Genomic DNA, 12,108 nt, shown 5'->3' on the forward strand with positions numbered 1-12,108 from the left:
TCGTTTTTTTATGGTTTTTTTAATTGCAAAAGGTTGGCATTGGTGCTTGGCCAGTTGAGCCGCCGACTCAAGATTCCGAGTCTGAAGAGGGAAGCGGCCACGCCGAGGTTGGGCGATCGGCCCGAGGGGATTCGGTTTTCGTTGCAGTTCTTTTTCCCGCCGGTTCTGTGGCTGCTGTTTTCTTCGCCGGGGCCTTTTTATTATCCAATGGCTTCGCCGCAGGCTTAGCCGTTTTTGTCCCTTTCGCCGTGGAAGCAGAAGCCGGTGCTTTCTTTTCGGATGTTTTCTCTGTTTTTTTCTCGGCAGATCCCTTTGCTACCGTTTTTTGAGTCGTAACTCCCTTCTTGTCCGCCTTTTCTCCCAGGGACTTGGGTTTGTCAGCGGACCTGGCTGCTGCAGGTTTTCTGCTGGTCACCATTTCAACCTCCGGATTAAATGTCCGCAATTCTGACTTCTACGGATTTTCAACCTCTACCTTGATTCGCATGCGCCGAAATAAAAGAATTTCACGTGATCTAGGCCAACGGACAAGCGGATGAAGGCACACCCGGCGCCCCGTCGTCGGGGGCGCTCCTTTCCCGATCCTGAGTTTTGGGGCGTAGACCGCGTCAATTTAGTCCCAACTGAGCGCGCCGCCAGTTTGATATTCGATGACCCGGGTTTCAAAAAAGTTTTTTTCCTTTTTCAGGTCAATCATTTCCGACATCCACGGAAACGGATTGCTGGCCCCCGGGTAGAGAATATCCAGGCCGATCTGTTGACAGCGGCGGTTGGCGATATAGCGCAGGTATTCCTTGAACATGGGCGCATTCAGGCCCAATACGCCACGCGGCAGCGTATCCTCGGCATAACGGTATTCCAGTTCCACCGCTTTTTGCATCAGCGCGCTGATTTCCTCCCGAAACGCCTTGGTCCACAAATGCGGGTTTTCCATTTTTATCTGGTTGATGAGGTCGATGCCGAAATTGCAGTGCATCGACTCGTCCCGCAAGATATATTGATATTGTTCCGCGGCACCCGTCATCTTGTTCTGCCTTCCCAGCGCCAGTATCTGCGTGAAACCCACATAAAAGAACAGGCCTTCCATGATGCAGGCGAATACGATCAAGCTTCTCAGCAATTGCTGATCGGTTTCGGGGGTCCCGGTTTTAAATGTCGGGTTGGTGAGCGTATCGATGAACGGAATCAGAAACTCGTCCTTATCGCGGATCGATTTCACCTCATGATAGGCATTGAAAATTTCACCCTCGTCCAGTCCGAGCGACTCTACGATGTACTGATAAGCATGCGTATGAATCGCCTCCTCGAATGCCTGGCGCAACAAGTATTGCCGGCACTCCGGATTGGTAATGTGCCGGTAGGTACCGAGCACAATATTATTGGCAGCCAGCGAATCCGCGGTAACGAAGAATCCCAGGTTACGTTTAATCAGGCGTCGCTCATCCTCAGTCAGTCCATTTGGATCTTTCCAAAGAGCGATGTCGCGGCTCATGTTGATTTCCTGCGGCATCCAGTGGTTGGCGCAAGCAGCAAGATACTTGTCCCATGCCCACTTGTATTTGAACGGCACCAACTGGTTCACATCGGCCTGGCAATTGATGATCCGCTTATCCTCTACGGATACGCGGCGGACGGTATTCCCGACCGGAGCGGAATGCTGTCCCGCGTTCGCGCCATTTTCCGATCCGGTATTCTTCATGCCAGTCAGGCCGCCCTCCGCATCCAGGCCCAGCCGGGATGCGTTTTGTAACTCGTTTACTCGCACATCTATTCGGGGCATTCCCGGCTGTACTGCTTCATCCTCGAATGTCAGCATTCGCTATCTCCTTTTCCTTAATTGATCACGTTCCTGTTGTTTCTGTTTATTGACATGACTCGCACCCTGGGTCATCGATAGCGCAAAGCTTCACATCGGTGGCCGGCACCATCGCGCTCATGCCAGCCATGTTCCCCTCCGCCGACACTGCATTCAAGGAACCGGCCTCGATAGTCGATTTTTCCGCTGACGTTGCTGCCAAGGAGCGCAGGTAATAGGTGGTTTTCAGGCCGCGCAACCAGGCCAGTTTATAAGTCTCATCGATTTTCTTCCCGGAAACGCCCGCCATATAAATATTCAGCGACTGCGCCTGATCGATCCATTTCTGCCGCCGTGCAGCTGCTTCAATCAGCCATTGCGGTTCGATCTCGAAGGCGGTGGCATATAGAGTGCGGATATCGGCGGGTACCCGGTCTATCCTGCTTAACGAGCCATCAAAATACTTGAGATCAGAAAGCATCACCTCGTCCCAGAGCCCCAGCTTTTTCAGATCGTATACCAGATATTTGTGTACGGTGGTGAAATCACCGGACAAATTGGCTTTGACGTACAGATTGGTGAAGGAAGGTTCGATGCTCGCGGAAACACCCACGATGTTCGAGATGGTTGCGGTTGGCGCAATCGCCAGGCAATTGGAATTACGCATGCCGTACTGCCTGATGCGCTCGCGCAGCGCGTCCCATTCCAGAGTGGATGTGCGGTCTACCTCGACATATCCGCCCCGTTCTTCAAGCAGCAGATCGATACTATCCTGAGGCAGAATGCCGCGATCCCATAAACTGCCCCGGTAAGAGGCGTAACGGCCGCGCTCTTCGGCCAGTTCGGTCGAAGCCCAATAGGCGTGGTAGGCGACCGCTTCCATTGCGTGATCGGCAAATTCCACCGCCTCGTTAGAAGCGTAGGGGATGCGCATCATGTGCAGGCAGTCCTGAAAACCCATGATCCCCAGTCCTACCGGACGATGCTTGAGATTCGAATTGCGCGCCTTCGGCACGGCGTAGAAGTTGATATCGATCACGTTGTCCAGCATGCGCATGGCGGTGCGTACTGTCCGCTTGAGCTTGCCTGCGTCCAGTTCACCTCCATCATTGATGTGGGCGGCCAGATTGACGGAACCCAAATTGCACACGGCTATTTCATGCTCGTTTGTATTCAGTGTGATCTCGGTGCAGAGATTGGAGCTGTGCACCACGCCAACATGGTTTTGAGGGGAGCGAACATTGCAGGCGTCCTTGAACGTGATCCAGGGATGGCCGGTCTCGAAGAGCATGCTGAGCATCTTGCGCCATAACTGTTGCGCGGGAATCTTTTTGTGCAGGCTTAGCTCGCCCCGCGCCACTTTCTCCTCATAGGCAAGATAAGATTTTTCAAACTCCTTGCCGTATTTATCATGGAGATCGGGTACATCGGATGGAGAAAACAGCGTCCATTCACCTCCTTCCATCACTCGTTTCATGAACAAATCGGGAACCCAGGTGGCCGTATCCATATCATGAGTACGGCGGCGGTCATCGCCGGTGTTCTTGCGCAGCTCCAGGAATTCCTCGATGTCCAGATGCCATGATTCCAGATAGGCGCAGACCGCGCCCTTGCGCTTTCCCCCCTGGTTCACCGCGACCGCGGTGTCGGATACCACTTTCAGAAACGGTACGATGCCTTGCGATTTACCGTTGGTGCCCTTAATGCGCGCGCCCATTGCGCGGACTGGCGTCCAGTCGTTCCCCAGCCCCCCGGCGTACTTTGCCAGCAGCGCGTTTTCCTTGATGGATTCGTAAATACCATCCAGATTATCAGGCACTGTCGTGAGATAGCACGAAGATAACTGCGAGCGTCGGGTGCCGGAATTGAACAAGGTCGGCGTGGAGCTCATGAAATCGAAGCTCGACAGCACGTGGTAGAACTCGATGGCGCGCCCTTCCCGGTCGATTTCGTTCAACGCCAGCCCCATCGCCACACGCATGAAGAACGTCTGCGGCAGTTCAATGCGGTGTTCGCGCACGTGCAGGAAATACCGGTCATACAGGTTTTGCAGGCCCAGATAGCCGAATTTGAGGTCGCGGCTTGAATCCAGCACCTTCGCCAGACGTGGCAGATCGAATTGGGCCAGACGCTCATCCAGCAACTCGGCCTCGATCCCGCGCTTGATGAATTCGGGGAAATATGTCTCATAGCGCTCCGCCATTTCCTGCTGCAGAGCCTCTTCGCCGAGCACCTCAAAACGGAGACTGTGCAGCAGCAACCTCGCCGTGACGTAGCTGTACGCAGGCTCTTTTTCGATTAACGCGCGCGCCGACAGGACAAGCGATCTGCGAACCTCATCCATCGGGACACCGTCGTACAAATCCTTCAAAGTGGCCTTGAGTATCAAGGGAGCGTTCACCACGTCCCCCAGGTCTTCGCAGCAGGACTCGATCAGCGTCAGCAGCCGGTTTGTATCCAGCTGAGTTTTATGGCCGTTTTCCAGTACATTCAGAACGTTGGCTGCTTCCGCGGCCGCCATTTCTTTCTGTTGCGCCCGCTTCCGCGCGCGATCCTCGCGGTAAAGCACATAAGCGCGGGCGACATCGTGTTCTCCCGAACGCATCAATGCCAGCTCGACCTGATCCTGGATATCCTCGATATGGAAGGTTCCACCCGAGGGTTGGCGGCGAATCAATGCGTTCACCACATCATCGGTCAGTCGCGCCACTACCTCGCGCACTCTGGCGGAAGCCGCACCTTGGCCGCCATTAACGGCTATGAATGCTTTAGTCATGGCAATGGAAATCTTGCTGGGCTCGAACGCGGCCACGGAGCCATTGCGGCGGATAATCTTGTATTGGGAATAGCGCGAATCCTGGCCGGAGAGGGCTGAAGAAAACTCATATCCGGTGACCGTCGGGCGGGCTGTATGATCTGTAGCAAGCTGCATCTTGGAACCTCCTAATCTATATGGGAAAGGGCGATTTCCCGGCGGTTGAAGCTGAACGATGTTTATCGTCCAACCACTACATCTAGTATTAAAATTGCTCAACGTTTACTAATAGTAGTACTGTGAGCAGATTAGTGCAACCATTTTGTTACCAGCGGCAAGAGGTTTTTTGCGGGAGTGAGACCGACTATTAGCTGGCGTGATTTGCTACTTCTGCGCGGTAATTCAGCGTGTAATTAATTACCGCCCATGGAGGAACGGGGCCATACGCGACTCTTCCTATTAGCGCTTGACCTTGCCCGGCACGCTGCGGTCGGAGAGTTCACCAGTATCATCGGGCTTGGACTGCGGCGGTTCTCGTGCCATCTCCAGGGCATCGCGAATTTGTTGCGGATTATGGGCGCGTAACCCTTCAACCAGTATCCTCGATGCATCCAGCCGGTGTTCGGCATAATCGCGCAGCTTTTCCGCCATCGCTGCGGAAGGCAGCGCCGGATTGACCGGAAGCTGGGAAAGCTGCTCAAAGCTTTCTTCGTAACGATCGCTTACAGCGGCGTCGATCCGTCCCGCCAGTTCCTCGAAGGAAACTTTCCCCGCTTTGCCCTCATCCAGTATCTTCTGCCAGGCCTGACTGATCGTGCGGTCGTCGCGCAGGAATTCCCGAATTTCCTTGCGCGTCAGCAGCTCTTCGCTCCATCGGTAAGCAGGGGCGGGGATCTGGCTAGTGAGGGCAACGATCGCTATCGCGAGGGCGGCCCCTGCAGCCAAACGGTTGCGATGGGATACATGCCCGGTTGCCTCAGCAGCAGGCGCAAACAGTACGCCGCCCAGCGTACCAGTCAGAAAACCACCGATATGTGCGGCATTATCGATGCCGGTGATCAAAAAGCCGAGAACGAGGCTCGCGGTTGCAAAACCGGCCGCTCCCCAGAAGAACCAGCGAAAATCGTGGGGATGGATGTTGCGGCGCTCGAGCCAGAGAAATACCAGCAGGGCACCATATATTCCGAAAATTGCCCCCGACGCGCCGCCCGATATGGCTAATCCCTTATTCGCCACCAGCGACAGAAGATTGCCCGCCAGACCGCTGGCGAAGTAGATGGCAGTGAAGCGGACAGGCCCATACATCCGCTCGACCAGCTGGCCCCCATCCCAGAGAGCCCAAAGGTTCAGCCCCAGGTGGATAACGCCAAAGTGAAGAAACATGGCCGTACCCAGACGCCACCACTCTCCATCCTGAGTAGCCGGGCCAAAGTTCGCGCCCCACGCCAATTGCACGCTGTTCGATGAATGCCATAAGCCGGCGCCGCCGACCAGCATGGCCAGGAAGACAACCAGATTGATAACTACCAGCAGCCTGGTTACGGGTACGCCCCGTGCCCGACGGTAAAGAAGATCGTGGAGAGAAAGCATGGGCGTGGTGGGTGGACCGTTGTCCGGCAAGCATTATGATGCATAACGACAAAAGCTGCAGACGCTAAATGGAACGAGAACACCTCTCTATTCCAGTTTCAGGCATCAGTTGACGATGCCTCAAGCGTGGCGCAATATCAGTATATGGCCGCAGTAAATGTTCAGATGGCGCTATGCGGATTTGGTTGCAGAAACCCGATCGGGGCAGGATTCCTGGCACAGCTTGGCGTCGCACTGCTGCTAGTGCTGATGTTTGCGCCCGTTGCGGCCGACCCTCAAGCGCGAATTCAGCTGCCACGCACCGGGCTGACCGCGGATGACCTTGCCGTTATCGTCAACGATAGCGACCCGTTATCCAGGCAAATCGCGGATTATTACCAGAAGGTGCGTCATATCCCGCCAGGAAACATTATTCATTTGCGGTTCCCCCCGGGCCGCGACACGCTTTCCAGCGACGAGTTTCAGCAATTAAAGGTGGAGATTGACCGGGCGACGCCTGCTCACGTCCAGGCCTATGCCGTAGCGTGGACCGTTCCCTACCGGGTCGCCTGCATGTCTCTGACCTCGGCACTGGCGTTTGGTTTTGATGAACGCTACTGCTCATCCAGTTGTGGCCCGACTCAACCCAGCCGCTATTTCAACTCCCCCAGCCATTATCCTGCCAGCGATTATGAATTGCGGCCAGCCATGATGCTGGCAGGTATTGATTTTCAACAGGTCAAGACACTCATCGACCGCGGCGTTGCCGCCGACCACAGCTTCCCTGCTGGACGTGCCTATCTGGTCATTACGGCTGACAAGGCACGTAGCGTTCGGGCGGTCAACTTCGACCTTGCCGCGAAAGAACTGGACGGTGTTTTTCCCATCGAAATAGTCGAAAGCGAAGCAATTGCGGACCGCCGCGATATTCTCTTTTACTTTACCGGCCGGGTACATGTGCCGCAGCTTGATACACTAGCGTTCCTGCCCGGAGCGCTGGCGGATCACTTGACGTCTACTGGCGGTCAGTTGACGGGCTTCGGCCAGATGAGCAGCTTGCGTTGGCTGGAGGCCGGTGCGACCGCCAGTTACGGCACCGTGGTAGAGCCGTGCAACCATATGCAGAAGTTTCCGTTTCCGGGCATTGCCATGTTTCACTACGCGCTTGGCGCAAGCGCAATTGAAGCTTACTGGAAAAGCGTCGCCTGGCCGGGCGAAGGCGTTTTCGTGGGAGAACCCCTATCTCAGCCGTTTGCGCCTTATTTGCGGGAAATTCGCCCTGGGCAATTCGAGCTCCATATTTTTTCGCCACGCGAAACGCGTTTGCGTATCGAACGATCCCGTTCCGCTGCCGGCCCATTCCAACCATTTGCGCAGCAGCCGCGAATACGCCGTGGCGCGAATCGCGTGCGTTTTAAGTTTTCTGAATCGGAAGGCTACCTGCAATTGCGCTGGTAAACGGCTACTTTCCGCAAAGCTCGGCTGAGCAATAGTATTCTAGAAACTCTGAAGCCTGTTCGTGATGTGTAAACGTTGCAAACTCAAGTGACTGCTCTGATCGTTCGAGCGAAACCACTCTGGTTTCGTTCTCTGTCGGCTTTATCACCCTTTGTTTCTGGAAGATTGCTTCACCTGCGATCAAACTCCGTGTAACGGATACGATGTCGTTATAATAACGGCTGCATAAATCTGAGCGCCCCCGCAAGACGCAGCCATGAATTCATCACTCCAGCCAAACTTCAAGTACCACTTTACCGAACTCCTGCGCCCTGTATTGAGCGGCATGGCGCCGTCCAGCCCTGACATTGAAATTGAATTCTCCCGTCCCAAGCAGGCAAGTCATGGCGACTATTCCTGTAATCTCGCCCTGCAGCTTGCCAAGTCGCTACGCCGCAGTCCGCGTGACGTGGCCGCATCCTTTGTCGAAGCGCTTTCGGCTTCGCCTTATCTGGAAAAAATCGAGATCGCGGGAGCGGGTTTTATCAACTTGTTTCTTACTACGTCCGTGAAACAGCAGTTTCCACGGTACGTCCTGCGCGCCGGTGAGACTTTTGGTCATGGCAACATCGGTGCCGGAAAAAAAATCCAGGTGGAGTTCGTGTCGGCCAACCCCACCGGGCCGCTGCACGTGGGGCATGGACGAGGGGCGGCATTTGGGGCCAGCCTTGCCAATGTACTCGCCGCCGCCGGTTACTCCGTCGCCCGCGAGTACTACGTTAACGATGCGGGCCGGCAGATGGATATTCTGGCGCTCTCGACATGGCTGCGTTATCTGGAACTAAACAGTCTCGCCATCCACTTTCCCGGAAACGCGTACCAGGGCGAATACGTGCGCGACATGGCGCGGTTGATTCATAAGGCGCACGCGGGTCGATATATACATGCGCCCGCTTTGCTGTATGAAGGCATTTCCGCGGAAGAGGATTCCGAGGAAATGCTCGATGCCTTGATCGCCAACGCCAAAAAATTGCTGGGACAGGACTATGCTTATATACACAATTTCGTGCTGACCGAGCAATTAGGCGATTGCAGCAACGACCTGCTTGAATTCGGCGTAGTTTTCGACACATGGTTTTCAGAGCAATCGTTGTTCGATAGCGGTGCGGTTACAAACACGGTTCAACTACTCGAACAAGGAAATTACCTGTACGAACAGGATGGCGCGAAGTGGTTCCGTTCCGCCGATTTTGGCGATGAAAAGGACCGGGTGGTTCAGCGCGAAAACGGACAGTTCACCTACTTTGCTTCCGATATCGCCTACCATCTCAACAAGTTCCAGCGGGGGTTTGAACGTGTCATCGACGTTTGGGGAGCCGATCATCACGGCTACATCGCTCGTGTAAAAGGCGCGTTGCAGGCAATGGCGTTCGACCCGAGCAAGCTCGAGATCGCTTTGGTGCAGTTCGCGGTACTTTACCGAGACGGGAAAAAGGCCCCGATGTCGACGCGCGCCGGCGAGTTTGTCACCTTGCGGGAGTTGCGCCAGGAGGTGGGCAACGATGCAGCGCGTTTTTTTTATGTGTTGCGAAAAAGCGATCAGCACCTGGATTTCGATCTCGACCTGGCCAAGTCGCAAAGCAACGATAACCCTGTCTATTACGTGCAATACGCCCACGCCAGAGTTTGCAGCGTGCTGGAGCAGTGGGGCGAAGACACTGCCATTCTGGCTGGGGCGGATATGTCCCCGTTAGCGAGCGTCGTGGAGCTGTCACTGTTGCAAAAGCTGATCGATTATCCGGAAATGGTGGAAGCGGCGGCGAGGGAGCTTTCCCCACATCTGATAGCGTTCTATCTTAGAGAACTGGCAGGTGAGTTTCACAGTTACTATAATTCAACACGTTTCCTTGTTCCGGACATACCGCTCCGGCTCGCTCGGCTGGGACTCGTGGCCGCCGTACGACGGGTGTTGAGCAACGGGTTGAAACTGCTCGGTGTAAGCGCACCCGCGAAAATGTAGGATGCCCCATGATTGACTTTTTATGAGTCGCGATTACAAAACGCGCCCAAACTCTTCGGTTTTCGGCAAAGATAAGAATGCGTTGCTCCTGGGGGTGTTTATCGGTTATGCGCTGGGTCTTCTCAGCGCGATCGGGACGTGGATGTATATCAATAAGAGCCCCAGCCCATTTATTTCCCACGAAAGGCCGCGCAGCACCGAGACGATGGGCGCCGTGAATCAACCCGAGAAGAAAGTCGCCGGAGGTGAAGAAGGCGGCGTCAAAGCCCCGGATGGCAAGCCCCGATTTGAATTCTACAAAATACTGCCCGGCAGCGAGGAACCTGTAACGGATCAGCAACTCAAGCAACCGGCGCAGCGGCCCTCTGTCCACGAAAAGTATTTCCTGCAGGCTGGCTCGTTCCAAAAGTCCGAGGATGCGGATAATCTGAAAGCGAAACTTGCAATGATGGGGGTCGAAGCAACCGTTCAAGCTGCGGACTTGGCAGGGAAAGGCATGTGGCACCGGGTGCGCGTGGGACCCTTTTCCAGCACCGACGACATGAACAAGGTGCGCGCTTCCCTTCAACAAAATGGCGTTCCGAGCAGTATTATCAAAGTAAACGACGCAGTGCAGTAGCAGGAGTACCCCAATCGCAGCCGGGCAATACCAGCATGTTTAACTCTCGGAGCGAGTGCGCCACCAAACCACGATGCTGGTAGAATCTGGATGAGCATCAGGTGCGGCGGGCTGCTGGCTTATGATCCACGCGATACCACGAAATGCCAGCTGACTTGTCCACCCCGAGAGACCGGCTGCGGATTTGCTACTTGCTCTTGGCAGGTACGCAGCGAAGGACGGTATCGCATTCTTGTAGCCGAATTTTGTGCATTTCATCCCGGACTTCGCTCAGGCGCATATGGTTTTCAGGTTCAGGGTCCTGTTTATCTCAAGGAGAAAAACGATGAATTTATTGCGGATTCTAGCGGCAATTCTTTTACTGACAGGCATGAGCTTGACGACTATTTCCAGCGCTCGCGCTGAAATTGTCGAAGGCAGGGATTACACGACCCTGTCTCATCCTCAGCCGGCGGATGAAAAAAGCATCGAAGTTATCGAGTTCTTCTGGTACGGCTGCCCGCATTGCTATGAACTCCACCCGCGGATCAAGGCCTGGCTTAAGCGGATGCCTGGCGATGTAAGCTTCCGTTATGTTCCCGCTGTCTTTCGCGCAAACTGGATCCCGGGCGCAAAAACCTTTTACGCGCTCGAAGCGCTTGGAATGAGTGATAAATTGCACGACAAAGTCTACGATGCCATTCACCGTGACAAGATCGATCTGACCAGGGACGAGATACTGTTCGACTGGATAGCCAAACAAGGGGTCGACCGGCAGAAATTCATCGATGCCTACAACTCGTTCGCGGTTCAGAACCAGGTCACACGCGTCACGCGCATGTCCAAGGATTACGTATTGACGGGGGTTCCGGCCGTGGTGGTGGATGGAAAATACCTTACCAGCGGAAGGATGGGCAGCACGCCGGAAGACACGATCCGGACAATGGAAGAATTGATCGAAAAAGTGGGCAAGGAAAGGAAGAAATAGAAGACGTACGGGTAGGATCGATTGAGCATTTTTGTCAATCGGCCAGCAATACCTTCCATAGAGAATCTGTTGGTTAATTCGGCGAGTGCCATTGAAGGTCATCATTAGCGGTGCGACAAGCGGGCTGGGCAGGGCACTGACACAACATTACACCGAAGCGGGCGCCACGCTTGGCCTGATTGCAAGGCGGCGTGACTTGCTGGAGACATTGGCCGCGGAATCATCGCGTGCGTCAATCTATGCGGCTGATGTTCGCGATGCGGGAGCAATCCGGGCAGCAGGGGAGGATTTCATGCACCGCTACGGTTGTCCCGACGTCGTTATCGCCAATGCCGGTATCAGCCGGGGGACCTTAACCGCCTATGCCGAGGATAATGAAGTGTTCGAGGACATCGTGGCGACTAACGTCCTGGGCATGGTCAACCTATTCCAGCCGTTTCTTGCCGCGATGCAGGCAGCCGGACGCGGCAGCCTGGTTGGCATTGCGAGTGTGGCCGGCTATCGAGGTCTTCCGGGAGGCGGCGCTTACTCGGCTTCCAAAGCCGCCGCCATCAGCTATCTTGAGAGCCTGCGGGTGGAGATGTACGGTAGCGGTGTGTCCGTCATTACTATTTGCCCTGGCTATATCGTAACCCCCATGACGGCAAATAATCCCTACCGCATGCCCTTTATCCTGACAGCGGAAGTCGCCGCTGAAAAAATCATCACCATTGTTGAGAACAAGGTATCGTTTGCGGTGATTCCCTGGCAGATGGCAATCGTGGCGCGTGTTCTGAAACTGCTGCCCGATTTTCTTTATGATCGCCTCTTTGCAAATGCTCCGCGCAAGCCCCGGTGACAGCAAAACGAATTACCGGGGTTCGGTTTGGGGTGGGCGATGGGCTGGTAATGGGCCGGAGCAGAGGGAGTGAGCTTAATGTTGAACGTCACGTAAAAATACACTTAA

The 12,108-nt window shown here is 54.9% G+C and carries 9 protein-coding genes; 6 read left to right on the plus strand and 3 right to left on the minus strand.

What is annotated here, in order from left to right; genetic code table 11:
• The first annotated feature begins 23 nt into the window (after nt 1-23).
• Nucleotides 24-329 carry a hypothetical protein gene (locus C8R31_RS15850; RefSeq protein WP_146164585.1) on the plus strand — a complete coding sequence of 102 codons (306 nt, stop codon included), beginning with the start codon at nt 24-26 and terminating at the stop codon, nt 327-329.
• 284 nt (nt 330-613) lie between these two features.
• Here C8R31_RS15850 and C8R31_RS11070 read toward each other — a convergent pair whose 3' ends face one another.
• From C8R31_RS11070 to C8R31_RS11080, 3 genes are all read right to left on the minus strand, one after another.
• Nucleotides 614-1,816, minus strand: coding sequence for a ribonucleotide-diphosphate reductase subunit beta (locus C8R31_RS11070; protein WP_107694120.1), 1,203 nt, complete (start codon nt 1,814-1,816; stop codon nt 614-616).
• Between the two features lie 46 nt (nt 1,817-1,862).
• Complete coding sequence (locus C8R31_RS11075) at nt 1,863-4,727, minus strand: ribonucleoside-diphosphate reductase subunit alpha (RefSeq protein WP_107694121.1); 2,865 nt, start codon at nt 4,725-4,727, stop codon at nt 1,863-1,865.
• A 282-nt stretch (nt 4,728-5,009) separates the two neighbouring features.
• Nucleotides 5,010-6,140: a rhomboid family intramembrane serine protease gene (locus C8R31_RS11080; RefSeq protein ID WP_107694122.1), complete on the minus strand. Its 1,131-nt coding sequence runs from the start codon at nt 6,138-6,140 to the stop codon at nt 5,010-5,012.
• Nucleotides 6,141-6,266: 126 nt separating this feature from the next.
• On the opposite strand from C8R31_RS11080, the gene C8R31_RS11085 reads away from it, so the two are divergent.
• From C8R31_RS11085 to C8R31_RS11105, 5 genes are all read left to right on the plus strand, one after another.
• Nucleotides 6,267-7,577: a TIGR03790 family protein gene (locus tag C8R31_RS11085; RefSeq protein WP_258192678.1), complete on the plus strand. Its 1,311-nt coding sequence runs from the start codon at nt 6,267-6,269 to the stop codon at nt 7,575-7,577.
• 256 nt (nt 7,578-7,833) lie between these two features.
• Nucleotides 7,834-9,576, plus strand: coding sequence for an arginine--tRNA ligase (gene argS, locus C8R31_RS11090; protein WP_107694123.1), 1,743 nt, complete (start codon nt 7,834-7,836; stop codon nt 9,574-9,576).
• 22 nt (nt 9,577-9,598) lie between these two features.
• Entirely contained in the window at nt 9,599-10,195 is a 597-nt protein-coding gene (locus tag C8R31_RS11095) for an SPOR domain-containing protein (RefSeq protein ID WP_107694124.1), read from the plus strand.
• Between the two features lie 325 nt (nt 10,196-10,520).
• Nucleotides 10,521-11,162 (plus strand): thiol:disulfide interchange protein DsbA/DsbL, encoded by a 642-nt coding sequence (locus C8R31_RS11100; RefSeq protein WP_107694125.1) that lies wholly within the window; start codon nt 10,521-10,523, stop codon nt 11,160-11,162.
• An 85-nt stretch (nt 11,163-11,247) separates the two neighbouring features.
• Entirely contained in the window at nt 11,248-12,000 is a 753-nt protein-coding gene (locus tag C8R31_RS11105; RefSeq protein WP_181320559.1) for an SDR family oxidoreductase, read from the plus strand.
• The last annotated feature ends 108 nt before the right edge of the window (nt 12,001-12,108 follow it).

Origin of the sequence: Nitrosospira sp. Nsp2 (assembly GCF_003050965.1) — a bacterium.
Classification (GTDB): domain Bacteria; phylum Pseudomonadota; class Gammaproteobacteria; order Burkholderiales; family Nitrosomonadaceae; genus Nitrosospira.

Bases quoted from the DNA above. Each gene is read 5' to 3' on its own strand.
- C8R31_RS11075 (WP_107694121.1), bottom strand. From the start codon at position 4,727: ATGCAGCTTGCTACAGATCATACAGCCCGCCCGACGGTCACCGGATAT.
- C8R31_RS11100 (WP_107694125.1), top strand. From the start codon at position 10,521: ATGAATTTATTGCGGATTCTAGCGGCAATTCTTTTACTGACAGGCATG.
- argS (WP_107694123.1), top strand. From the start codon at position 7,834: ATGAATTCATCACTCCAGCCAAACTTCAAGTACCACTTTACCGAACTC.
- C8R31_RS11080 (WP_107694122.1), bottom strand. From the start codon at position 6,140: ATGCTTTCTCTCCACGATCTTCTTTACCGTCGGGCACGGGGCGTACCC.
- C8R31_RS11095 (WP_107694124.1), top strand. From the start codon at position 9,599: ATGAGTCGCGATTACAAAACGCGCCCAAACTCTTCGGTTTTCGGCAAA.
- C8R31_RS11070 (WP_107694120.1), bottom strand. From the start codon at position 1,816: ATGCTGACATTCGAGGATGAAGCAGTACAGCCGGGAATGCCCCGAATA.